This is a genomic window from Geobacter sp. (assembly GCA_009684525.1).
In the GTDB taxonomy this organism is placed as follows: Bacteria; Desulfobacterota; Desulfuromonadia; order Geobacterales; family DSM-12255; genus Geoanaerobacter.
In genome coordinates this window covers 82844-105696 of sequence record WKKR01000005.1, presented here as the reverse complement: position 1 = coordinate 105696, position 22853 = coordinate 82844, and the positions used below count along the sequence as shown (strand labels likewise).

Below are 22853 nucleotides of genomic sequence, written 5' to 3'. Positions count from 1 at the left end.
ACCTCCGGGAATAGGCTGGCATGATTGCCGGGATCGTTTATGGGTAAGGGATACCATACCGTTTTTCAATGGCAAGCAACCCCGTGGACAAAAATGATTGTTGCTGGGCCGGTTAAATTGTTTTGCATATAAAACAATAATGGGTTGTAAGGGCTAATTGTTTCATATATAATGCAATCATGCTATTCGAGATCGGGGAAGAAATACGAAAAGAGCGCAAGCGTCGGAAGATATCCCAGGAAAAGATGGCGAAGGACCTGGAGATGAGCCGTACTACGATCAGCCAGATCGAATCGGGAACCGTCCAGGAAATCGGCGTCCGCAAGCTGATCAGGATGATGGAGTACCTCAATCTCGAACTCCGGGTGCGGTCGGCAGGAGCACCGCCGACCTTGGATGAGTTGAGGGGCGAGAGATGAGTGCTAATCTCCTGGCAGTATGGGCCGCTGGTTGTCGGGCCGGTCTTCTGGATCGGACTCCGGACCAGCGTCAGTATGTCTTTGTCTATGATCAGTCCGTAGCGACACCGGATGCCCAGGTATCGCTTACCATGCCGGTGCGCCTGGAGAGTTGGCTGAGTCGGGATTTACACCCGATATTCCAGATGAACCTGCCGGAAGGGGCGCTGCTTGAGGCTATCCGGCGTGCCATTGCCAAGCTCGCCGGTGAAGACGATTTGACCATTCTTCGCGTTACCGGCGGCAACCAGATCGGTCGCAATCGCTTTTCCCTGCAAGGGGATACTGCTCCCGGCGTCGTGGAAACTGCTGAATCGCTGGATGACCTATTGTCATACCCTGACACCGAGGAACTGTTTCACGATCTGGTAGCGAGGTATGCACTCCGCTCCGGCGTTTCCGGTGTGCAGCCAAAAGTCATGCTGGATGCGACTGAACGAGGAACCGCCGCCGTTGGCCGGTATATCGTGAAATCCTGGGGAGCCGATTATCCGCAACTGGCGGCAAATGAGTTCTTTTGTATGACCGCTGCCAAGCGAGCCGGTCTGCCGGTACCGGAATTCCATCTTTCCGAAAATGGCGGACTTTTCGTGATGAAGCGGTTCGATCTGGCCGCCGAAGGATATTCCCTGGGTTTTGAGGATATGTGTTCCTTGCAGGCCCTGGGTACAGCCCAGAAATACGGCAGCACCTATGAGCGGGTGGCGCGGACCATCAAGGATTACGTGTCAGGAGAGTTCCTGCAAGCTGCCCGCGAGCAATTTTTCGCCTCGCTCGTACTTTCCTGCATGATACGGAATGGCGATGCCCATCTGAAAAATTTCGGTGTGCTGTATGAGCGGCCTGGGCAACCGGTCCGCTTGGCGCCGGTATATGACATGGTAACGACGGTGGCGTACATCCCCAAGGACGTCCCCGCGCTTTCCCTGGCGGGAACCAAGAAGTGGTGGCCGCGGAAGGTTCTGGAGAAATTTGCGGTGTCACACCTGGCTCTGCCGGTAGGAAAGATCGGCCAGATCTTCGAAGAGATGGCGGAGGGAGTGAACAATACCCTGGGCATACTGGCTATGTATATGGAGGAGCACCCGGAGTTCCGGGAGGTGGGGAACCGGATGAAGGTCGTCTGGAACGAAGGCCTGACGGATACCTTGTCGGCATGAGTTCAGCTACTTCGTGGTGCACTTGCAATCTGAATTCACCGTCAAGATATCTCCTTGGCGTCTAACGGCTGGGACGGCGCAACTTCACTAATAATATTGTCGCATGCCAAGGGCAGCAGACTCCTCTGCTCTTCCTAGGGAGGGGGGGGAGTCAGCAATGCCTAAAGATAAAGAGGGTCCTCCCGCCACTTTTCTAATTCTGCAGCAATCACCGGTTCAATAACACCAAGATAGCACTGTAATAGCTCCTCTGTTTCAACGTAACGAAATTCTTTATCTTGGTCTAGATCAGAGAAAAATCCAAAAAATTTTGGTGAAAATGTATTTGTTATGTAGTGAGGTGGTTCAGGACTTACGTACTCGTCTATTGTTTGATCTTTTACGAATGTGTCTCTCGAATGAATAATTCTGTTGACGATCCACCAAAACGACCTATCGCAGAGCTGAATTCTACCTTCCCCGAGTATTTTCACAAAACCTCCTTCTTCGTGGGGAAAACAGGTTTTAGCTACGTCTGAAATTTCAGGATGAACTTTCGCTGTCAATTCGATTCCTTTTCGAACTGCGTAGCAGAAGTCATGCATCAAGTTTTCGATTTGGATATTCCACCGAATCTTAAGGTGCCAGAAAACACCCCTATCTCTTACTGCCATACGGCTGAAAGCCAAAAGCTGAGTGGCTATCTCCATACTCCGGTCGTGGTAACGCCACAACATAGACCATCTTCCATCCTGTAACTCTAGAGACATCAACTATCTCCTGTTTTACTCATCCCAACGAGAAGTCGGGTGATACCTTTTGAAAGTTCTCCGGCAGGCGCTGACCGTCGACAACGGAAAGGAATTTTCTCAATTCAAAGAACTGGGTCAAATCTCCGGGGTCTGGCATCCAAAATGGCAACGTGACTCTCGAACTATCAACTTCAAAGCCCAGCCCCACAGGCTTCCCGCAGCTTACTGAGAAGTACTACACCACCTCCTACTGTTTGGCAACGGGTTTTTCTGGCAAAAGCATCATATATACAGTCAGATGCTGGTAAGCTCCGTGCCGGTATCTGTCATATCAGCGACTTATGACTGCACATCAGCCCAGATTCCAAATATGGCATTGTTTGCATCACGCAAACTGACATTTTTTCATGAGCAGCATGGCGTTCTCTTCCCAAAAAACGCGGCCTGGACCGGGCGGTCCGGTCCACCCGCTCTCGGCGTGAAGATGCCCGGACGCAAAAAAGGCGCGGAAGCCGTAGCTCCGTGCCTTGTGCACGTCTGGTCAGTTGCTGCTACGAAAAAGCCCGCCCGGAGGCGTTCCGGACGGGCTTCTTTACGTCGATGGGTAATAGAGCGAGGCTAGAACTTCACCCTGAGCCCGACTGCCACGTTGTGGCTTTCCAGCTTCAGGTCGGTGGTGCGGGAGATATCCTTGTCGAAGGTGGCCTTGGAGGTGCCGAAGTAGCGGTAACCCACATCCAGGGAGAGCTTCCGGTTGAGGGCGATCTCCACGCCGGCGCCTGCCTGGTAGGCCAGGACGGTGTCGTCGCCTTCGGAGTAGAGGAAATCCCGCGATCCGGTACTGGCGCTGATGCCGTAGGTGTCGCTGAGATTCAGGACGGCCAGGCCGAGCCCTCCACCGAAATAGGGGGTGACCGGGGTGTCGTTGTGCAGGTCGAAAAAGGCATTACCCATCATGGCCAGCGCCCCCAGGTTGCCGTCCATATTGTGGTAAGAGTCGCCAGTGTCCCTGTCGACGACGGATTTCAACTCGGCATGCCGGTAGGAGAGCTCTCCCTCGACACGGACATAACCGAAGTCATAACCGCCGGTGCCTCCCACGAAGATGCCGGGGTCGTATTCGATCCGGTCGTTGTAGGTGGTAAGGGTGCCATAGTCTATTGTCGTTGCGTCGGCATCCCTGGCCATGCTGGCGCCGAGAAAGCCGGAGACGTATCCGCCCGGCCGGGACGGGGCTGCCATGCTGACTGCCGGGATCGAAAGGGCCGCGACGACCGCGGCAATGATGAGTTTGCTTTTCATGGTATTCCTCCTGGTTTCAATTGGGCGCGGCTTCTGCCGTGCCGGTGCAGAGAGCCCCGCAGCGGGGCTCGTTCATGGGAATCGGCTCTGTACCGGGTGTAACGCAGTCGGTTGCATTCGGTTGACTCGGATCGCACGGAAAAATGAATCAGTAGAATTTCGTCAATCCAAACAGGAACTTGCTCCCGTTCAGCGGCTCGTTCGGTTCTGCTGTGCCGGCATTGGAGACGTGGTGGTAACGGTATTCTCCCATGACCGCCAGTCCCTTTTTCAGCAGGTACTGGACGCCGACGCCCCCCTGGTAGGAGAAGTCGAGACGGCTCCCCATGGTCGGCAGCCCCAGGTCGACAAAGAGGACACCCCCGCCGGCAAACAGGTATGGCAGCAGCTTTTCATCGGCCAGGCCGGTGAACTTCCAGCTCCCCAGCAGGTAGCCGCCGGTCATCACCCGGTTGTCCCGGTTCACGGCCAGGTGGAGCGGCAGCTCCAGCAGCAGTTCGTGCCGTCCCTGCCACCACGCCCCCCGGCCGACTTCCGGGGAAAGGAAATGACCGTAGCGGAGGATGGCGTCCAGGGTCTGCACCTCGGTCCGGGTGGCGCCGAACCCCGGGTGGGTGATGCCGTAGCCGGCCAGGAATGCCAGCTCGCCGTCGGCAGAGGCGATGTCGGCGGCACTGGCCGCTGTCCCCCCGGTGCAGAGGAGCACCAGGAGCAGGATGATCCGTGGCAGGTTCATGGGGTCACCATTTCTGCTTCATCTCGAAGGCGAGGATCTCCGGCAGATGCCGCAGGAAGGTCAGGATGCTGTGGGGAGATTTCCAGATCATGGTGGTATAGCCCCAGTGGATGCGGCTCCGGTGGTAGAAGCGGCGGATGAATTCGTCGTAGAGCCCTTCCAGCTGCTCTTTGGTCATGCCGTGGGGGACGAAGACGAAGTTCATGCAGTTCATCAGCGGCCACTCCTCGTCGAAGCTCCCCTGCTCGCGGATGGTGGCGTAGAGCGGAGCGCCGGGAAAGGGGGTGAACTTGGTGACGTTGATCTCGTCCAGGGGGAGCTGGAGGGCGTAGTCGATGGTCCGCCGGATCGACACCTCGTTTTCCCCCGGCAGCCCCACCATGAAGAGCCCCTTCACCCGCATGCCGGTTTGCCTGACCATCTGCAGCTTCTGTTGGACGTCGTCCAGGCCGTAGAAGGTACGGTGCTTTTTGATCACTTCCGGGTCGCCCGATTCGATGCCGAAGTTGACCTGCCAGCAGCCGGAGCGCTTGAGGAGGGCGAGCAGCTCCGCATCCACGTGCTCCAGCCGGGCGATGCAGTTGTAGGTCACCGCCAGCCGCTCCTTTTCCTTCAACTCGCAGAACCGGGCCACTCGGCTCCGGTCGGTGGTGAAGAGATCGTCGTAGAAAAAGACGTGGCGGATGCCGTAATCGCGGTTGAGCATCTTCAGGTGTTCGACGATATATTCGGGCGAGTTGAAGCGGAAGCCGCGGGAGAAGACCGAGCGGTCGCAGTAGGAGCACTGGTACGGGCAGCCCCGGCTGGAGATGATGCTGGTGTTGGGGGAGGTGGGGTAGCTGAAGAGCGGCAGGGTGTAGCGCTCGGGGAAGCGGGGGAGCCGGTGATAGGCCGGGAAGGGGAGGGTGTCCAGGTCGGCGATATGCTCGCGGACGGCCGACAGGGTGCCGATGCCCTCCTTGCGGAAGCCGATGCCGGGGATGGTCTCCACGTTGCGGCAGCCGGCTGCCACTAGCTCGTAAAAGCTCTGCTCACCCTCGCCGATCACCAGGTAGTCCACGGCCGGGAACGAATCCAGCAGCCCGACCCCCACGGAACAGGCATGGGCTCCGCCGAAGACCGTGACGATCTCCGGGGCGCGCTCCTTGAGGAGGCTCGCCACTCCGTACCCCTCCAGGAAGGAGGAGGTGGTGCAGGAGAAGCCGACCACGTCCGGCCGACGGCGCAGGATCTCGGCCACCAGCGCCTCTGCCGTCATGGGGGAGGCGTAGCAGTCGATGATCTCCGTGGCGATGCCGCGTGCCTCCAGGTAGGCGGCAATGCTCATCATACCCAGGGGGGGCATCAGGTTGAAGATGGTGGTGATGTCTTTTCCGGTGCCCATCCAGTTGCTGCCGTAGGGATGGACGAACAGGACGTTCATGAGGGCTCCCTCGCGGGTGTCGTATCGGGAGACCATGCTAGTCGGTTTGCCGGGAGAAAGCAAACGGAAACGTCAGTCCTGTCCTGCCTCTGCCAGGGGTGGGCAGCGGCGCGGGATTCACTTTAGGCTTGTATCTCGCCCCTGCTGTGTCATAATCACGAGTGTCCCGTCTCCCCGTCGAGACAGGATGCTCGGGACTTTTCCCATATGTCGTCCTTTCCGGAAACTCCGGCCTGGACGTTGCATTTTTCATTTGATCCACACCCAGGGGGGTGCATGAAACGGTCCAGTCAGGCAGAGTATTTCCCCTTCGTCATTCCGGTTGCACAGAGGCTCTGGAACGAGCTGGAGCTGGGCTCCGCCACCGCAACCATCCGGGAGCGGCGGCTTCCCGCCATCATGTTTTTCCGCGAACTGGCCGTCCGGCTCACCCGGCAGCTTCCCGCCGGCAGCGTGCCGGTACAGGCGGGCATGCTGAACCTCTATGCCCTGCAGGGGCGGATATTCCGCTACATCATCAGGCGCTACACCGAGGAGCAGTGCCCCGGCATCCTGGAGAGCGCCCTTGCCGACGCCGGCTTTCCCTGCGGCTCGCCCGCGCTCTTCTCCGTGGCGGAGCGCTTCTGCGCCTTCTTCCCCGGCAACGAGCTCCTCTTCGGCGCCGTCCAGTCCCCTGTTGACTGGCTTCTTGCCGACGATGCAGCCCACGGCCGGAAGCGGCAGGTCGCCACGGAGCTTTTGCTGCTCCGGCTCGCTGCCGAGAACCGCGCCCTCGATCCGTTCCGCCCGATCCTGGACGACCGGGAGCTGGCAGCCACCAGCAGCTATCCGCAGGTGGTGGGAGGGGTGGAACGGCAGCTCGCCGCGGCGCCCGCGGTCGAGCCCTTCGAATTCACCCTGCCGGAACTGCTCCGACTTCCGCTTCTCGCCGCACCCGATTCCCTCTACGATCAGCTTGAGTTCATCCGGACCCGGTGGCGGGCTGTCCTCCCCGAGGAGCTTCTGGTGGAGATCCAGTCCGCCTTTGCCGTGGTGCAGGAGGAGAGCAGGATCTTCGCCCCCCGCGGCGAGCCGGGGGGCGCGCCGGTGCTGGAATTCGGCCCCGGCCGGGGCGGGGTGAACGACTATTACCCGGAACCGGAGCTCTTTTCCGCCGATGTTGACTGGATGCCCAACGTGGTCCTGATCGCCAAGATGGTCTACGTCTGGCTCGGCCAGCTCTCCCTCCAGTATGGCCGCGAGATCACCCGGCTCGACCAGATCCCCGATGCCGAGCTGGACCGCCTGGCCCGCTGGGGGGTGACCGGCCTCTGGCTGATCGGGCTCTGGGAGCGCTCTCCCGCTTCACAGAAGATCAAGCAGATCACCGGCAACCCCGAGGCGATCTCCTCGGCCTATTCGCTCTTCGACTACGCCATCGCTGCCGACCTGGGGGGCGAAGCGGCCCTCTGGAACCTGCGGGACCGGGCGCTCAAGCGGGGGATTCGCCTTGCCAGCGACATGGTCCCCAACCATACCGGCATCTATTCCAAGTGGACCGTGGAGCACCCGGACTGGTTCGTCCAGCTCGACTATCCCCCCTATCCGACCTACTCCTTCGGCGGCCCGGACCTCTCCTTCGCGCCCGAGGTAAGCCTGCACATCGAGGACGGCTACTGGGACCGGACCGAGGCGGCGGTGGTCTTCAAGCACTACGACCACCGGGACGGCCGGACCCGCTACATCTACCACGGCAACGACGGCACCAGCACCCCCTGGAACGACACGGCCCAGCTCAACTACCTGAACCCCGAGGTGCGGGAGGCGGTGATCAACACCATCCTCCACGTGGCGAGGATGTTCCCGATCATCCGCTTCGATGCGGCCATGACCCTGGCCAAGCGGCACTTCCAGCGGCTCTGGTTCCCACAGCCGGGACACGGCGGCATCCCGTCCCGGGCCGAGCACGGCATGACCCGCGAAGAGTTCGACGCCGCCATGCCAGAGGAGTTCTGGCGCCAGGTGGTGGACCGGGTGGCGGCCGAGGCGTCGGACACCCTGCTCCTGGCCGAGGCGTTCTGGCTCATGGAAGGGTACTTTGTCCGGACCCTGGGGATGCACCGGGTCTACAACAGCGCCTTCATGAACATGCTGAAGATGGAGGAGAACGCCAAGTACCGCCAGACCGTGAAGAACGTCCTGGAGTTCAACCCCCAGGTGCTGCAGCGCTTCGTCAACTTCATGAACAACCCGGACGAAAAGACCGCAGTGGAGCAGTTCGGCAAGGAGAACAAATACTTCGGCGCCTGTGTCCTCCTGGTCACCATGCCGGGCCTCCCCATGATCGGCCATGGCCAGGTGGAGGGGTTCCACGAGAAGTACGGCATGGAGTACAAGCGGGCCTACTGGAACGAGGCGGTGGACGAGCACCTGGTACGGGAGCACGAATGGCGGGTCTTCCCGCTCATGCGGCGGCGCTGGCTCTTTTCCGGCGCCGAGAACTTCGTCTTCTACGACTTCTGGTCAGAAGGGCACGTGAACGAGGATGTGTTCGCCTATTCCAACCGCTCCGGCGACCAGCGCGGCATCATCGCCTACCACAACCGGTTCGCCTCCACCTCGGGCTGGATCAGGAGTTCCACCTCCTTTGCCGCAAAGAACGCGGCCGGAGAGACGGAGCTGCGCCAGACCACCTTGGGTCACGCCCTCGGCTTCAAGGGGGACGGCCGCCACTACTACCTGTTCCGCGACTACGCCAGCGGCCTCGAATACATCCGCAACGGCCGCGAACTCTGCGAGCAGGGGCTGTTCGTGGCGATGGAAGCCTACGAATACCATGCCTATCTCGACTTCCGGGAGATCTGGGACGACGAGTACGGCACCTGGGGGAAACTCTGCCACCAGCTCCAGGGTGGGGGAGTGCCGAGCATGAACGAAGAGGTGAAGCAGGTCCGCTTTGCCGCGCTGATCGACCTGGCGCGGGGGCTGCTCGATCGGCACCATGGGCTGTTGACCGGGGACTTCGGCGAACTGGACGCTGCCGGGATGAAAGCAGCCCGCACTGCCTTTGGTGACGACCTGGCCGCTTTCATGGCAGCGCTGGCAGAGCAGGCCGAACTGACCGATGCTGCGCCGTTGCCGCTTGCGCAGGCGGTCCTCAAGGAGCTTTCGTTTCTGGAAGGCCTCTGCAGCGCCAAGGGTGCGCAGGCAGAGACCCTTACCGGCTACACGGCCCGCTTGCTCGCCTTTGCCTGGCTCTCGCTCCACCGCTGCGGCGAGCTGGAGGGGCCGGAGGAGATGGCTGCTGCCTCGGCTGAGCTGGTGACGACCTATGGTCTGTTCCGGCCGCTGCAGGAGGAGCTCTACGCCGAAGGGGGCGGAAAGGACGATCCGCTCGCGGCCCTCGACGTGCCGAGCCTGGTGAACCTCTTCCTGGTGCTGCTCCACTGGCAGGAACTGTTGACACTTCCCGCAACGGATCAGGAGGAGTGGCTGGACGAGCTGCTCTCGGACCGCGAGGCCGCAGCCTTTATCGGCCGGCACGCAAGCGGCGGTTTCGACTGGTTCATCAAGGAGCGCTGGGAACTGCTGGTCTCCTGGCTGGCGCTCACGGCGCTGGTCTCCGAGGCGGGCGCGGCAAAGAGCGGCAAGGTGCCCGCAGCCAGGAAAAAGGCCATCGACACCGTGCAGAAGGCCCTGACGGCGCGGGCTGCCGCAGCCGGTTACCGGGTGGATCGCTTCCTTGCCGGTCTTGGAAACGGTGGACATGGGGAACCGTAGGCAACCGGGCGCTCCGGGCGGGATCGATACCGCTTCGACCGGCTCCCTTTCCCTGCAGGCCGAATTGGACCGGCTCTGCAGTGAGCTGATGGGCACCGACAAGCGGGTGCTCGCCCTGGCGCGGCAGTACTTCACCCTTGCCGACCTGCGGACCGTCGATTCCCGCCGTATCGGCAGCGGCTTCATCGGCGGCAAGGCCGTGGGGATGCTCCTGGCGCGCGCCATTCTCCAGACCGACCGGGATGGCGGCTGGAACACCCTCCTGGAACCGCACGACTCCTTCTATATCGGCACCGACCTCTTTCAATCCTTCATCGATCACAACGGCTGGGAGCAGATCTCCCGCGAACAGCGGAGCACGGAAGGCTTTCTCTCCGGCGCGGCCCGCCTGCACGAACTCTTCCTCCAGGGAACCTTCCCCGCCGATGCCCGCCGGGATTTCCGCCGTCTGCTCGACTATTTCGGCCAGTACCCGATCATCGTCCGCTCGTCGAGCCTGCAGGAAGACGGTTTCGGCAACGCCTTTGCCGGCAAGTACGACAGCTTTTTCTGCGTCAACCAGGGGCCGCTTAACGAGCGGCTTGCCGAGTTCGAATCGGCGGTGCGCCGCATCTACGCCAGCGCCATGAGCGACGAGGCGCTGCAGTACCGCCTGCGGAGGGGGCTCGACCGCCGCGAGGAGCAGATGGCGGTCCTGGTACAGCGGGTCTCCGGCAGGAGGGAAGGGGACTATTTCATGCCCGCCTTTGCCGGGGTGGGGATCTCCTACAACACCTTTGTCTGGCACCCCTCCATCGACCCCACGGCCGGGATGCTCCGGCTGGTGGTGGGGCTCGGCACCAGGGCTGTGGACCGGGTGGAGGGGGATTACCCCCGCATCGTCTCCCTGGACCAGCCGATGCTGCTCCCCTTTGCCGATCAGGACGACCTGCGCCGCTTCTCTCAGCGGGACGTGGACCTGCTGGATATCGATGCCGACGCCTTGCGGACCGTGTCGCTGCGCGAGATCGTGCAGCGCGAGCATCGCATCCCCCTGGAGCTCTTTGCCCAGCGGGACGGCAGCAACTGGCTGGTGACCTTTGAAAAGCTCCTGACCCGGACCCCGTTCGCCGAGACCATGCGCCGGATGCTGGCGACGCTCCAGCAGGCCTACGACTATCCGGTGGACGTGGAGTTCACCGGCAACTTCCTCGCCGACGGCGCCCTGCAGATCAACGTGGTGCAGTGCCGCCCCCTGCAGACCCGAGGCGTCCAGGTGCAGAGGGTGGAGATCGCCGACCGCCCCGACGAGGCCACCCTGTTCCGTTCCGTGGGCAACTTCATGGGGGGGAGCGTGGTGCAGCCGATCCGGCGGGTCATCGCGGTCGATCCGGAGGGTTATACCGCCCTCTCCCTCTCCGACAAGTACGAGCTCGCCCGGATCGTCGGCCGGCTCAACCGGCTGATCCCGTCGCGGGAGGAGCAGCCAACCCTGCTTCTGGGGCCGGGCCGCTGGGGGACCACCACGCCGGGGCTCGGGGTGCCGGTCAGGTTTGCCGAGTTCAACGCCATGGCAGCCCTTGCCGAGGTCGCCTTTTCCGCCGGCGGGCTGATGCCGGAGCTCTCCTTCGGCTCTCATTTCTTCCAGGACCTGGTGGAATCGGGCATCGTCTATGTCGCCCTCTACCCGGATCGGGCCGACTGTTTTCTCAACGGGGCGCTCCTGGCCGCGCTCCCCAACCGGCTGGCCGATCTCCTGCCCGACGATGCGCGCTTTGCGCCGATCGTCAGGGTTGTCGATCTTGCCGGCGAGTTTCGCCTGATGGCCGATATCGTCAGCCAGAAGGTGGCATGCGTGCGCGCAGCGGAAGGCACGGTGCCGGGGGGAGGGGCCAAACGGTGACGTCGGACGGACAGAGCGGTCTGCGCGAAGGGTGTATCACCACGGGCCTGCCGGGGCTCGACAGGGTGCTGGACGGGCTGGAACCGGGCGACAACGTGGTCTGGCGGGTGGACAGCGTGGACGATTACCGCGAGTTCGTCCGCCCGTTCGTGGCCGCGGCCCTGGAATCGGGTCGGCAGGTGGTCTATGTCCGCTTCGCGGCCGAGCCGCCGCTTCTGGACGACGACCCGCGCATTGCCGTGGTCGATCTGGATGCCCATCGCGGCTTCGAATCCTTCACGGTCCGGCTCCATGTGCATATCGCCATGGCTGGCCCAGAGGCATTCTACGTCTTCGACTGCCTGTCGAGCCTCCTGGATGCCTGGGCCACCGACGCCATGATCGGCAACTTCTTTGCCGTCACCTGTCCGCTCCTCTTCGACCTGGAGACGGTCGCCTACTTCGCCCTGCTGCGCGACACCCATCCCTTTGCCACGGTCAGCCGCATCCGCTCCACCACCCAGCTCCTGATCGACCTCTACAGCACCGAAGGGGAGCTCTACCTCCACCCGCTCAAGGTCTGGCGCCGTTCATCCCCCACCATGTTCCTTCCCCACCGCCGCCGCGGTGACGCCTTCATGCCGATCACGGCGAGCTACGAGGCCTCCCGACTCTTCATGGCGCTCCATAGCGGGAAGGCCGAGGTCTATGTGCCGCTCGATCACTGGGAGCGGCTCTTTCTGCGCGCCTCCCGGCTGGTGCGGGGAAAGGGGAGCGCCCGGAGCCGCCAGGCCATGGTGGACGAGTTCTGCCGGCTCCTGTTCGGTTCCGACGAGCGGATGCTGGCTCTGGCCCGGCGCTTCATGACCCTGGAGGACTTTCTCCTGCTCAAGGAGCGGTTCATCGGCACCGGCTACGTCGGCGGCAAGGCGGCCGGGCTCCTGCTGGCCCGCGCCATCCTCCGCACCGACACCTCGCACGACTGGGAGGCGGTGCTCGAACCCCACGACTCCTTTTTCTTCGGCTCGGATCTCTTCCATACCTACCTGGTGCACAACGGCTGGTGGCGGGTCTTCATGGAGCACAAGGCACAAAAGGGCTATTTCAGCGGTGCGGCCAAGCTGCGCAAGCTCCTCCTGCTCGGCTCCTTCCCCCCTGAGATCCGCGAGGAGTTCCAGAAGCTCCTGGAGTATTACGGCCAGTACCCGCTGATCGTCCGGCTGAGCAGCCTGCAGGAGGACGGCTTCGGCAACGCCTTTGCCGGCAAGTACGGCAGCTATTTCTGCGTCAACCAGGGGACCCCGGAAGAGCGCTTCTGCCAGTTCGAGGAAGCGGTGCGGATGGCCTATGCCAGCACCATGAGCGAGGATGCCCTGGAATACCGGCTGCAGCGGGGGCTCGACCGCCAGGAGGAGCAGATGGCCCTGGTGGTGCAGCGGGTGGCCGGTGCCTACCATGGCCGTTACTTCTTCCCCGACATCGCCGGGGTCGGCTTCTCCTACAACACCTTTGTCTGGGACGAAAACGTCGACCCCAGCGCCGGCATGCTCAGGCTGGTCTTCGGCCTCGGCACCCGTGCCACGGCCAGGGTGGAGGGGGACTACACCCGCATCGTCTCCCTGGACCAACCGACCGTGATCCCCTTTGGCAGCCAGGAGAGCGCCCGCCGCTTCAGCCAGCGCCAGGTCGACCTGCTCGATATCGCGGAGAACACCCCTGCTACCGTGCCGATCAGCCGCCTGCTGGCCGAAGGGGTAGAGCTCCCGGAGATCTTCGGCAGCCGGGCACCCCAGCCGGCCGGCCGCACGGGGCGGGGCAGCGAACGCCTGCCCACCTTCGACCGCTTCCTGGCCGACAGCGACTTTGCCCCGCTCATGCGCCTGATGCTGACGACCCTGGAAAAGGCCTACCACTACCCGGTGGACGTGGAATTCACCGTCACCTCGACGCCGGAAAGGGAGTTGAAAATCAACCTGGTGCAGTGCCGCCCCCTGCAGACCCGCGGGGTCCAGGTCCGGCGGGTGGAGGTGCCGGCAGAGGTGGTCGAAGAGGCGCTCCTGTTCCGCTCGCAGGGGAATTTCCTCGGGGGGAGCATTGTCCAGCCGATCCAACGGGTGATCCAGGTGGTCGACGACGCCTTTCTCGCCCTGCAGCTGGTGGACCGTTACGAGCTGGCCAGGGTCATCGGCCGCCTCAACCGTCTCAATACCGGCCGTGACGATCTGCCGACCCTCCTGCTGGCGCCGGGCCGCATCGGCACCACCTCCCCCGAGATGGGGGTGCCGGTCCGCTTTGCCGAGATCGACGGGCTGGCCGCCATCGTCGAGGTCGCCTTTGTCGCCGGCAGCCTGATGCCGGAGCTCTCCTTCGGCTCCCATTTCTTCCAGGACCTGGTAGAATCGGGGGTCTTCTACGTGGCGCTCTATCCGGAGCGCCCCCCCTGCATCCTCAACCAGGCGCTTCTGTCCGGCCTCCCCAACCGGCTGGCCGAGCTGCTCCCCGACGATGCGGGGCTGGCCGGGGTGCTCCGGGTGGTCGACCTGCCGGGGGAATTCAGGCTCATGGCCGATATCGTCAGCCAGGAGGTCCTCTGTTATGGGGGGCGGTAATATCGCACGGGAGGTAGGAATGATTGAATCTGTAAAGCCGGGACTGAAGGGGTGCTGCAGGTGGCTGGCGCTCCTCCTGTTCCTGGCGCTCTCCGCCTGCGCCACGGCGCCCAGGCCGCTGGAAGGGATAGTGCCGGGCCGGAGCCTGGAAACACTCAGTTCGGCGGTTTCCCTGGCCGTGCAGGCGGGCGGAAAAAGCAGCGGCGGCCGGGGCTACCTGGTCTTCCGCCAGCCCGACCGCTTTCACCTGGTGATGCTCTCCCCCTTCGGCCTGACGGTGCTGGAGGTCTTCACCGACGGCGATCGTCTCACCTGCATCGTCCCCTCCCAGGGGGTCGCCTACAGCGGCAGGATCGACGAGCTTCCCGACCGGGACGGCCTGCGGAGCTGGGGGCTGATGCGCTGGATCGTGGAGGCGCCCCCCGCACCGGGACCGGCGCGCTTCCGCGACCATGTCACCCGCCAGGGGTTACAGGAGCGGATCTATTACAACGACCAGGGGCTGGTGATCCGCAAGGAGAGTGAGGAGGGGGACGAGGTCCGCTTCTCCGACTACCGGGTCGTAAACGGCGTTGCCGTGGCCGAGAGCATCGAGATCATCGCTGCCGGCGGCGAACAGGTGCGGCTCACCTTCAGCGAACCCGAGGTGAACCCCGTGGTGGAGGACTCCATGCTCGTCCCCAGCCTGGAAGGGCTGAAGGTGCTGCCGTTCTCGGCGTTCAAGGGGTTTTAGGGCGGCAGGGCCGCAAACCAGGCCATTTAAACCGCAGATACACACAGATAAAGGCTGATGAACACGAAACACGGATGGAGGCTGATATTTCATTGACGGCAAGCTGTCGGCCGATTCTTTATTTGAATTCCACTGGATCGAGGAGGGTGTCATGAACGGAAGCTGGGAGCGTTATACCGAATACCTCTGCGACTGCCCCGAGCTGGGGCTGGCGCTGGACATCAGCGGCATGGATTTCTCCGACGGCTTCTTCACCGCCATGGAGCCGGCCATGCAGCGCGCCTTTGCCGCCATGGGCGAACTGGAGCGGGGGAGCATCGCCAATCCGGACGAGCAGCGGATGGTGGGGCACTACTGGCTGCGCAACCCTGCGCTTGCCCCGGATGCCGCCATGGCCGCCGAGATCGAGTTCGCCCTGCGGGGGGTGAAAGAGTTTGCCGCCGCCATCCACAGCGGCGAGATCCTTGCGCCGGGCGGGCGCCGCTTCAGCCGCCTGCTGGTGGTCGGGATCGGCGGCTCGGCCCTGGGGCCGCAGTTCGTTGCCGATGCCCTCGGCACCTCGCGCGACCCGATGCGCCCCTTTTTCTTCGACAACACCGATCCGGACGGCATGGACCGGGTGCTGGCGGAACTCGGCCCGCAGCTCTCCGAGACCCTCACCGTGGTCATATCCAAGAGCGGCTCCACCCCGGAGACGAGAAATGGCATGCTGGAGGCAAAAGAGGCCTATTGCCGGGCCGGGCTGGAGTTTGCCCGCCACGCCGTGGCAGTGACCGGCGCCGGCAGCGGCCTCGACCGGACCGCCGAGGCAGAGAAGTGGCTGGCCCGCTTCCCCATGTGGGACTGGGTTGGCGGCCGCACCTCGGTCACCTCGGCCGTGGGGCTCTTGCCGGCAGCGCTGCAGGGGATCGACATCGACAGGCTGCTGGACGGAGCCCGCGCCTGCGACGAGGCGACCCGCAGGAGCCTGACCCGCGCCAATCCGGCAGCGCTCCTCGCCCTGATGTGGCATCACGCCACGAACGGACGCGGCGAAAAGGACATGGTGGTCCTCCCCTACAAGGACCGGCTGCTCCTCTTCTCCCGCTACCTGCAGCAGCTGATCATGGAGTCCATCGGCAAGGAGTTCGACCTGGCCGGCAACCGGGTCAATCAGGGAATCGCGGTCTACGGCAACAAGGGGTCGACCGACCAGCACGCCTACGTGCAGCAGCTGCGCGAAGGCGTGAACAACTTCTTCGCCACCTTCATCGAGGTGCTCACGGACCGCAGCGGCAGTTCGCTTGAGATCGAGCCGGGGGTCACCTCGGGCGACTACCTGGCCGGCTTCCTCGCCGGCACCCGCAAGGCCCTGGCCGAGAACGGCCGCCAGTCGCTCACCATCACCGTCGAGACGCTGGACGCCCGCACCGTCGGCATCCTCATCGCCCTCTACGAGCGGGCTGTTGGTCTCTACGCCAGCCTGGTCGGCATCAACGCCTACCACCAACCGGGCGTGGAAGCAGGAAAGAAGGCAGCCGGCAAGGTGCTGGCGTTGCAGTCCGAGCTGGTAGGCCACCTGCGCCTCCACCCCGGCATCCCTTTCACCGCCGCCCAGTTGGCTGCGGCCCTGGGAAAAGGGGAAGAGACCGAAGCCGCCTTCCGCATCCTGCGCCACCTGGCAGCCAACCCGGACCGGGGGATTATGATGGACCGGGCGGACAACCTCTGGGAGAGCCGGTTCAGGGGCGTGGCGGGGTGACCCGAAATTGCTTAGGCGCCTGAAGGAGGTATTTGAGAATGGCTAAATTGGCAGGGAAAGATCTTGCTGAATGGGAAAAAACTCGTTCGGCTGCTCGATTCGGCCCATCATTGCAAAACCGCTCTCTTGCCAGGTCGTTTAACGGGTGCTATTATTGGTGCCATACAAAGGAGCTTTAGGGAGGAGTAATGCAGGCATCTACAAAGTTTTCCGAGGATATTGTCCCGTTGAGCGATTTGAAGGTTAATCCGGGTCGTATCGTCAATCAGGTTGACAAAACGCATCGACCGGTTCTGTTAACCAGCAGAGGGAGGGGTGTTGCCATAGTCCAGTCACTCAAGGATTACGAAGCGGAGACGGAAGAGTGCTCGTTTCTGCGTGGTGTCGTCCGGGGGTTGATGGATTTGGAAGAGGGCCGGGAAATCGACCTGGCGGACGTCAAAAAGCATCTCGGGTTGAGTTGAACGAATGCCGATCAAGCATACAATCACCTTTGCCGTCTCGTCGGTCAGGGATCTTGAGGAAATGCGGGCATGGTATGCGGATCAACAGGTTCCTGACGTGGGCGAGCGATTCTTGCGTGAGCTGTTTTCCCAGATAGAAAGACTTGCCGATTTCCCGGAGAGCGGCCGGACTGTGCCTGAGTTTGGTGTTGCTCAACTGAGGGAGATCATCTACCCACCATTCCGTATTGTATATCGTCTCGATAAAACCCACGTGCGTATTGTTCGAGTTTGGCGTAGCGAGCGATTACTCACGTTGCCGTGAGTGGAGTAACGAGGTGGATGAGACCTGATGGTGATGCTTGCCGGGCGGAACAGAAGGCTCGGCAGTGCTCCGCCTCATTTCCCCCGGAGAATTTCCTCGATGGCGTCATCCACCGATTCAGTGGACAGGGGGAGGGAAGCCTCCTCCGGTTTTTTCGGGGCGTCTGCCCCAACCTTGATCCCCAGGAGGGTTGCCAGATTTCCGCTAAGCTCTGCACCGGCTTCCGCAAACATCCCCTGCATGATCCTGTTCGTCTCGGCGTTGGCCTTCTCCTTGCTGCACTCCATGTCCCGCCCGCATCCTTCGAAGAGATCTTTCCGGGATTTCCAGGCACGTTCGACTTTCTTGGTCCAAAACGGTGTCATTTCGGTTTTCCGCAACGCCCGGAGACTGATAGCGTACTCGTTCAGCCTGGTCCAACCGCCGACGGCATACGCTTTGTCCAGGGTTCCTTCAATATAGACGTCTTCGTCCATCAATTCCGAGGCGCTGTAGATGAAGCGGACGGACCGGAAGGTGCCTGACGCCGACATCTCATCGGCAAAGGCCTTTGCCCAGAGCTCCGGGACCATGGCGGTCGACCACCCTGAGATGCCGGTTTTGGCCAGGTTGAAGGTCAGGCTCTCCGGGTCGAAGATGCTTCCGCGCTGCGTGAAATTCTCCGTACCGTCCGTGAACGCTACGACCGCAATCTTTACCGGGAGCTTCGGCCCCGCTTCTGCGGGCGCGCTAGGCTGGTAGACGAACTGTCTGCCGGCGGAGCAGCCGCCAATGGATAGCAGGAACAGAACCGCAACCGGAAATACCCATCGTGGCAACCAACGTATCATCGGGTCTCCTCTCCATCATGTTTGTCTTCCGGTGAATCACCCGGACAGTGATGTGTACCTGAGCCCGGCTATGGCGCAGGTTGTCGATCCACACGGCAGACGGTACGGTTTTGCGGGTCGCTGCCATGCATATACTGTAGTCAACTGGCAACGTCTGTCAAACGTGAGGTTGCGATTGTCACGGGATTCCCGCTGGTCCCTCGTCTGAGCCATCAGGGTATGAGGCAGGCTTCTGTTGACATATCCTTTGCAGGTCTTTATACCATGTGCCGAAGTGAAGATAGTCATTCCATCGGGGAGAGGAAGGCGCAAATCCGTTTCTTACCATTACTCCCACCGAAGGGGAATATATCCATGGATTCTGTTTTTGCAGCCGTTCGCCGCTCCCCGGAGGAGCAGGCTAAGCTTGAAGCTCTGTTTATCGATATCTTTGAACATCGCTTCAAATTTAACGAAGTTATCGGTTTTCGTGCCGAAACCTTTGACCCCGAATCGTCTGGCTTAACATTTGATATGCGTCCGGAGCTGGTCGGCAGTTATCTGCATAACCGTCTGCATGGCGGTGTGATCGCAACGGCACTGGATACGGTTGCCGGGTTTGCACTTGCTGCGGCAATTGCCGAAAAACATGCGAACGAGACGGCAGAGCAGATTGTTGCGCGGTTCGGCCGCTTTGGAACCATTGATTTGCGGGTGGATTACCTGCGCCAGGGTATCGGCCGCAGTTTCCATGCCCGTGCGAAGGTCGTGCGCCTGGGCGGGCGTATCGCCTCTGTGCAAATGGAGCTGAAAAACGAAGCCGACCTGTTGATTGCAATCGGCGCGGGTGCCTACATCCTGAGCTGACCTTTGCCTTGCCGAACCGTTTCCGGATGTAAGCTTGATGTAATAGATCATATATAGTACATAGTAGTGTAATAAATTTGCTATAGACCAATAAAGGGCCATTACTGTAAATGGCTCTTATTTTTGAGTGGACTTTTAAGGGGCTATACAGCATAATTTTGATTATATTGGCCCATAGAAAGTCTTTTATGTCTAGGTACCAAACAATAGAAGAATTTGAGCAGATCCTGGGTGAGCAGATACGCACCCTGAGATTGATGCTCAATCTCGATCAGCGAGAGCTGGCCGCACAGGCGGGGATTGCCCTTAACGCGGTCAAGCGGCTGGAGTCGGGCAAGACATCAACGACCCGCTCATTGATAAGCGTCCTGAGAGTTTTGGGGCGTACGGACTGGCTGACCTCCCTTTCCCCGAACATAACCATCAATCCGATAACTATGGCCAATCTGAAAAGCCCACGGCAGCGGGTGTTCAAGAAGAGAAAGTCGCGGAAAGGCACAGCAGATGGCGACATATAGACCGGTTGAGCGGATAGAGGTAGAGATTTGGGGGAACCCTGTCGGTGCCGTCATGAGAGATCCGGGGAGCGGCTACTATGTCTTTGCCTATCATCCCCAATTCATAAAGTCCGGAGTGGAGCCGGCGCCGCTTACCATGCCGGTGAGGCCGTCTAGCCTCTATCTGTTTGCCTATCTGCCGGAGCTGACCTATAAGCGTTTGCCCGCCATGCTGGCGGACAGTTTGCCGGACGATTTCGGCAACAGCCTGATCGATGCATGGATGGCCCGGCGCGGTATCCGAAAAGAAAACATTACCCCTCTCGACCGATTGGCGTACATGGGGAAACGGGGGATGGGCGCGCTGGAATTCCGGCCGGCCAGGTCTCCGTACGTGGAAAGCAGCACGGCGATCACGTTGTCAAAACTGGTCGAGAGTGCCAGGGTGGCCATCCATGGCGACATGAACAGCGATTCGCTGGCAGTGTCGGCACTGCAGCAGATCATCCAGGTAGGCACCTCTGCCGGTGGAGCCCGTGCAAAAGCCGCCATTGCCTGGCATCCGCAGACCAATGAAATCAGGGCCGGCCAATTCAACGTGGCTGACGGCTTTGAGCATTGGCTGCTCAAATTCGACGGCATCGGTTCTGACCTTGCCCTTGGCAGTTCAAAAGACTATGGCCGGATCGAATATGCCTATTATCGCATGGCGTGTCTGGCAGGGATTACCATGTTTCCCTGCCGATTACTGGAGGAAAGCGGCCGGGCGCACTTCATGACCAAGCGTTTCGACCGGCATGGCAACACAAAGATCCATATGCAGACCCTGTGCGCCATGGACCATCTCGACTACAAGCAGAAGGCAACACACGACTACAGTCAACTGTTCATGGTAATCGACCGTCTGGGGCTCGATTATGCAGCGAAAGAAGAGGCGTTCCGGCGCATGGTCTTTAATGTCCTTGCGGCAAATTGCGATGACCACACGAAAAACATCTCATTCCTGTTGAAGCAGGGGAGGAAGTGGGAGTTGGCGCCGGCCTATGACGTCACCCACGCCTATAACCCTGATGGAGAATGGACGCACCAGCACCTCATGTCGGTCAACGGTAGATTCAGGGATATTACCCGTGCAGACGTCCTGGAAGTTGCGAACAGGTTTGGTGTGGGAACCGCCGCCAAGGTCATCAGGCAGGTTGAAACTGCGGTGGCAGAATGGCCGATACTGGCCGGGGAAGCGGCCGTCGACCCTCTGGAGATAGCGCGGATCAAGGATGACCATGAAAGGGTGCGGCTGAAATGATAACGCTACGTGCTGAACAGGGGCACTACGATGCCTCAGCTCAAGCGCACTCTCGCCCCGTCTGCATCAATCCCAGGCAAACGCCGACATGGAAATCGCACCGTAGGTATAACTCTCATGCAGGACCCGGCCTGTAGCCCCAGCCCCCATCGCAACGAACAACGGCAGAAAGTGCTCCGGCGTCGGATGGTTCCGCAGCGGCTGGGGAGCGCGATGCAGGTAGTCGAGCAGGTCGTCGGTACGGCCGTCGATAATCGCGTCTCTCGTCCAGTCGGCAAACTCCTTCGCATAGGGTAGCGGTGCCGAGTCCACCCTCCTGCCGAAAAAATCCCGCAGATTATGGGTCGTCGACCCGCTCGCCAGGATCAGGATGCCTTCGTCCCGTAGCGGTTGCAGTGCCTTGCCTATTGCCAGATGGTGTTCCGTCGTCTGGTACGGCTGGACCGACAGTTGGATAACCGGGATTCCGGCATCGGGGTAGATCAGCATGAGCGGGGTCCAGGCACCGTGATCGAATCCCCGTGACAGATCCCGTTCAGCAAGAATGTTCCGGTCGCGAAGCAGCGACAGGACACGCTTTGCCAGGACCGGATCGCCGGGGGCCGGATAGTTGAGCGAGTACAACTCGTCAGGAAAGCCGCCGAAGTCGTAGATCATCCCCGGCTGGGGATGCATGGTGACGCGTGGTTCCGCAGTGGTCCAGTGGGCTGAGATGCAAACAATCGCCTTTGGCCGGCCGATGTCGTTCCCCAGCTGCCTCAGGAAATCTCTCGCCGGACTCTCATCGATCGTTATGGTCGGAGCACCATGTGAAACGAATAATGTCGGAAATTTAGTGTTCATGGGTTCTCTCCTGCAGTTCGTCGTCAGGCCTTTAGAGAGGGCCGGGACGCCCTATGTCCGTCCCGGCCCTGTCCGGTCTCTTCCCTTATTTCTTGATCATCTCGATTTCGAGTGTGATCATGATTTCATCTCCTACGGCAACCCCACCGGTTTCGAGAACCGCATTCCAGAGCAGGCCGAAGTCTTTGCGATTGATCTTGGTGGTGGCGGTGGCGCCGCGGCGGATATTGCCCCAGGGGTCCTTACTCTCTCTGGTCGGCCCTTCGACGTCGAGCACTACCTCTCTGGTGATGCCGTGCAGGGTCAGATCACCCGTCATTTTCAACCGGTCCTTGCCGGCCGTTGCCACTTTTTTCGAGACAAAGGTCATGGTCGGGTACTTTGCCACATCGAAGAAGTCGGCGCTGCGCAGGTGATCGTCGCGCTTCTGGACATTGGTGCTGATGGAATTGGTGTCGATGCTGACTTCCACCTTGGACTTGGTGATCTCCTTGTCATTGATTTCCACGGTGCCACTGTATTTCAAAAAATTACCCTTCACATTGGACACCATGAGGTGACGGACCTTGAACCCAATGTTCGAGTGGTCGGGATCGATGGTCCAGGTTGAGGCAAGGGCGCTGACCGGAAGCGCCAGAGCGATAACGGTGCTGATTGAGGCGATGATCTTTTTCATGACAATTCTCCTTGATATAAGATTAATGGTTTAATATTAAACTAAATACGCAAAAAAACACTTCTATGATTGCTTTGCGCCTCCTCTCAGGCCCAGTTTTTTACAGAGGATTCCCATCATTTCCTGTTCGCTGTCGGTCAGGGAGCCCATTTCAACGACGATTGCTGCTTCGACATCGGCAAAGGCCTTTGCAATAAGCTTTGATCCGGATTCGGTGAGGTGGATGGTCAAAAACCGCCGGTCTTCGTTGTCGCGCTCGCGACGTACCAGCCCGCTTTTTTCCAGGTTGTCAATGACCAGAGTGATGTTGCCGGTGCTCTTGAGGATCTTGGCGGCGATATCTTTCTGGCAGAGCGGGCCCTTGTGGTAGAGCGCCTCAAGTACGCCAAACTGGCTGATGGTGAGTTTTGGTTCCGCCAGGACTCGATTGACCCTGCTGGTGACGGACTCAGCAGCACGCATCAGCTTGGTGTAGGTGTTGAGGGAGCGGTATGTCGGGCTGTCCGATTTGTTCATGATCTGGTCACCTGGTTCAATATTGTATGATTTAATGTTAAACTAATACGGGTTGGTCAGT

At 60.8% G+C, this 22853-nt stretch carries 20 protein-coding genes; 12 read left to right on the top strand and 8 right to left on the bottom strand.

All coding sequences use genetic code 11. The features are described from left to right. Positions 1 to 179: 179 nt before the first annotated feature. Positions 180 to 419 carry a helix-turn-helix domain-containing protein gene (locus GJT30_15335; GenBank protein ID MSM40988.1) on the top strand — a complete coding sequence of 80 codons (240 nt, stop codon included), beginning with the start codon at positions 180 to 182 and terminating at the stop codon, positions 417 to 419. Further along, the gene (locus GJT30_15330; protein MSM40987.1) at positions 416 to 1618 is read left to right on the top strand and encodes a type II toxin-antitoxin system HipA family toxin; all 1203 of its coding nucleotides are present in this window, start codon (positions 416 to 418) and stop codon (positions 1616 to 1618) included. The genes GJT30_15335 and GJT30_15330 overlap by 4 nt, the downstream gene beginning before the upstream one ends. Positions 1619 to 1779: 161 nt before the next feature. On the opposite strand, the gene GJT30_15325 is transcribed toward GJT30_15330, so the two are convergent. From GJT30_15325 to GJT30_15310, 4 genes are all read right to left on the bottom strand, one after another. Continuing rightward, positions 1780 to 2307, bottom strand: a complete 528-nt coding sequence (locus GJT30_15325) for a hypothetical protein (GenBank protein ID MSM40986.1) — start codon at positions 2305 to 2307, stop codon at positions 1780 to 1782. A 660-nt stretch (positions 2308 to 2967) separates the two neighbouring features. Then, entirely contained in the window at positions 2968 to 3651 is a 684-nt protein-coding gene (locus GJT30_15320) for an outer membrane beta-barrel protein (protein ID MSM40985.1), read from the bottom strand. Positions 3652 to 3799: 148 nt separating this feature from the next. Beyond that, entirely contained in the window at positions 3800 to 4387 is a 588-nt protein-coding gene (locus GJT30_15315; protein MSM40984.1) for an acyloxyacyl hydrolase, read from the bottom strand. Positions 4388 to 4391: 4 nt separating this feature from the next. Continuing rightward, positions 4392 to 5810 carry a radical SAM protein gene (locus GJT30_15310; protein ID MSM40983.1) on the bottom strand — a complete coding sequence of 473 codons (1419 nt, stop codon included), beginning with the start codon at positions 5808 to 5810 and terminating at the stop codon, positions 4392 to 4394. Between the two features lie 276 nt (positions 5811 to 6086). Between GJT30_15310 and GJT30_15305 the strand changes: the two genes are divergently transcribed. The 7 genes from GJT30_15305 (at position 6087) to GJT30_15275 (ending at position 17281) form a co-directional block, all read left to right on the top strand. Further along, positions 6087 to 9569, top strand: coding sequence for an alpha-amylase (locus tag GJT30_15305; GenBank protein MSM40982.1), 3483 nt, complete (start codon positions 6087 to 6089; stop codon positions 9567 to 9569). After that, entirely contained in the window at positions 9556 to 11451 is a 1896-nt protein-coding gene (locus GJT30_15300; GenBank protein ID MSM40981.1) for a hypothetical protein, read from the top strand. The genes GJT30_15305 and GJT30_15300 overlap by 14 nt, the downstream gene beginning before the upstream one ends. Continuing rightward, positions 11400 to 14039 carry a phosphoenolpyruvate synthase gene (locus GJT30_15295; protein ID MSM40980.1) on the top strand — a complete coding sequence of 880 codons (2640 nt, stop codon included), beginning with the start codon at positions 11400 to 11402 and terminating at the stop codon, positions 14037 to 14039. Before GJT30_15300 ends, GJT30_15295 begins: the two co-directional genes overlap by 52 nt. 19 nt (positions 14040 to 14058) lie before the next feature. Then, positions 14059 to 14772: an outer membrane lipoprotein LolB gene (locus GJT30_15290; protein MSM40979.1), complete on the top strand. Its 714-nt coding sequence runs from the start codon at positions 14059 to 14061 to the stop codon at positions 14770 to 14772. Between the two features lie 151 nt (positions 14773 to 14923). Next, positions 14924 to 16513: a glucose-6-phosphate isomerase gene (locus GJT30_15285; GenBank protein MSM40978.1), complete on the top strand. Its 1590-nt coding sequence runs from the start codon at positions 14924 to 14926 to the stop codon at positions 16511 to 16513. 188 nt (positions 16514 to 16701) lie between these two features. After that, positions 16702 to 16977 carry a type II toxin-antitoxin system prevent-host-death family antitoxin gene (locus GJT30_15280; protein MSM40977.1) on the top strand — a complete coding sequence of 92 codons (276 nt, stop codon included), beginning with the start codon at positions 16702 to 16704 and terminating at the stop codon, positions 16975 to 16977. 4 nt (positions 16978 to 16981) lie between these two features. Continuing rightward, positions 16982 to 17281: a type II toxin-antitoxin system RelE/ParE family toxin gene (locus tag GJT30_15275; GenBank protein ID MSM40976.1), complete on the top strand. Its 300-nt coding sequence runs from the start codon at positions 16982 to 16984 to the stop codon at positions 17279 to 17281. Between the two features lie 74 nt (positions 17282 to 17355). Here GJT30_15275 and GJT30_15270 read toward each other — a convergent pair whose 3' ends face one another. Beyond that, entirely contained in the window at positions 17356 to 18111 is a 756-nt protein-coding gene (locus GJT30_15270; GenBank protein ID MSM40975.1) for a hypothetical protein, read from the bottom strand. Between the two features lie 354 nt (positions 18112 to 18465). Between GJT30_15270 and GJT30_15265 the strand changes: the two genes are divergently transcribed. The 3 genes from GJT30_15265 to GJT30_15255 all read left to right on the top strand — a co-directional run bounded on the left by GJT30_15265 (position 18466) and on the right by GJT30_15255 (position 20757). Next, positions 18466 to 18957, top strand: a complete 492-nt coding sequence (locus GJT30_15265; GenBank protein MSM40974.1) for a thioesterase family protein — start codon at positions 18466 to 18468, stop codon at positions 18955 to 18957. A 188-nt stretch (positions 18958 to 19145) separates the two neighbouring features. Beyond that, positions 19146 to 19475, top strand: a complete 330-nt coding sequence (locus GJT30_15260; GenBank protein ID MSM40973.1) for a helix-turn-helix domain-containing protein — start codon at positions 19146 to 19148, stop codon at positions 19473 to 19475. Continuing rightward, positions 19462 to 20757, top strand: coding sequence for a type II toxin-antitoxin system HipA family toxin (locus GJT30_15255; protein MSM40972.1), 1296 nt, complete (start codon positions 19462 to 19464; stop codon positions 20755 to 20757). The genes GJT30_15260 and GJT30_15255 overlap by 14 nt, the downstream gene beginning before the upstream one ends. 66 nt (positions 20758 to 20823) lie before the next feature. Here the strand turns inward: GJT30_15255 and GJT30_15250 are convergent, their stop codons facing one another. From GJT30_15250 to GJT30_15240, 3 genes are all read right to left on the bottom strand, one after another. Continuing rightward, positions 20824 to 21600, bottom strand: coding sequence for a dioxygenase (locus tag GJT30_15250; GenBank protein MSM40971.1), 777 nt, complete (start codon positions 21598 to 21600; stop codon positions 20824 to 20826). A gap of 85 nt (positions 21601 to 21685) precedes the next feature. Then, positions 21686 to 22276 (bottom strand): protein yceI precursor, encoded by a 591-nt coding sequence (locus GJT30_15245; protein ID MSM40970.1) that lies wholly within the window; start codon positions 22274 to 22276, stop codon positions 21686 to 21688. A gap of 63 nt (positions 22277 to 22339) precedes the next feature. Beyond that, positions 22340 to 22792 carry a MarR family transcriptional regulator gene (locus tag GJT30_15240; protein ID MSM40969.1) on the bottom strand — a complete coding sequence of 151 codons (453 nt, stop codon included), beginning with the start codon at positions 22790 to 22792 and terminating at the stop codon, positions 22340 to 22342. Between the last annotated feature and the right edge of the window lie 61 nt (positions 22793 to 22853).

Excerpts from the sequence above, each read along its gene's own strand:
- GJT30_15335 (MSM40988.1), top strand. The coding sequence starts at position 180 with ATGCTATTCGAGATCGGGGAAGAAATACGAAAAGAGCGCAAGCGTCGG.
- GJT30_15330 (MSM40987.1), top strand. The coding sequence starts at position 416 with ATGAGTGCTAATCTCCTGGCAGTATGGGCCGCTGGTTGTCGGGCCGGT.
- GJT30_15325 (MSM40986.1), bottom strand. The coding sequence starts at position 2,307 with ATGGAGATAGCCACTCAGCTTTTGGCTTTCAGCCGTATGGCAGTAAGA.
- GJT30_15320 (MSM40985.1), bottom strand. The coding sequence starts at position 3,651 with ATGAAAAGCAAACTCATCATTGCCGCGGTCGTCGCGGCCCTTTCGATC.
- GJT30_15315 (MSM40984.1), bottom strand. The coding sequence starts at position 4,387 with ATGAACCTGCCACGGATCATCCTGCTCCTGGTGCTCCTCTGCACCGGG.
- GJT30_15310 (MSM40983.1), bottom strand. The coding sequence starts at position 5,810 with ATGAACGTCCTGTTCGTCCATCCCTACGGCAGCAACTGGATGGGCACC.
- GJT30_15305 (MSM40982.1), top strand. The coding sequence starts at position 6,087 with ATGAAACGGTCCAGTCAGGCAGAGTATTTCCCCTTCGTCATTCCGGTT.
- GJT30_15300 (MSM40981.1), top strand. The coding sequence starts at position 9,556 with ATGGGGAACCGTAGGCAACCGGGCGCTCCGGGCGGGATCGATACCGCT.
- GJT30_15295 (MSM40980.1), top strand. The coding sequence starts at position 11,400 with ATGCGTGCGCGCAGCGGAAGGCACGGTGCCGGGGGGAGGGGCCAAACG.
- GJT30_15290 (MSM40979.1), top strand. The coding sequence starts at position 14,059 with ATGATTGAATCTGTAAAGCCGGGACTGAAGGGGTGCTGCAGGTGGCTG.
- GJT30_15285 (MSM40978.1), top strand. The coding sequence starts at position 14,924 with ATGAACGGAAGCTGGGAGCGTTATACCGAATACCTCTGCGACTGCCCC.
- GJT30_15280 (MSM40977.1), top strand. The coding sequence starts at position 16,702 with ATGCAGGCATCTACAAAGTTTTCCGAGGATATTGTCCCGTTGAGCGAT.
- GJT30_15275 (MSM40976.1), top strand. The coding sequence starts at position 16,982 with ATGCCGATCAAGCATACAATCACCTTTGCCGTCTCGTCGGTCAGGGAT.
- GJT30_15270 (MSM40975.1), bottom strand. The coding sequence starts at position 18,111 with ATGATACGTTGGTTGCCACGATGGGTATTTCCGGTTGCGGTTCTGTTC.
- GJT30_15265 (MSM40974.1), top strand. The coding sequence starts at position 18,466 with ATGGATTCTGTTTTTGCAGCCGTTCGCCGCTCCCCGGAGGAGCAGGCT.
- GJT30_15260 (MSM40973.1), top strand. The coding sequence starts at position 19,146 with ATGTCTAGGTACCAAACAATAGAAGAATTTGAGCAGATCCTGGGTGAG.
- GJT30_15255 (MSM40972.1), top strand. The coding sequence starts at position 19,462 with ATGGCGACATATAGACCGGTTGAGCGGATAGAGGTAGAGATTTGGGGG.
- GJT30_15250 (MSM40971.1), bottom strand. The coding sequence starts at position 21,600 with ATGAACACTAAATTTCCGACATTATTCGTTTCACATGGTGCTCCGACC.
- GJT30_15245 (MSM40970.1), bottom strand. The coding sequence starts at position 22,276 with ATGAAAAAGATCATCGCCTCAATCAGCACCGTTATCGCTCTGGCGCTT.
- GJT30_15240 (MSM40969.1), bottom strand. The coding sequence starts at position 22,792 with ATGAACAAATCGGACAGCCCGACATACCGCTCCCTCAACACCTACACC.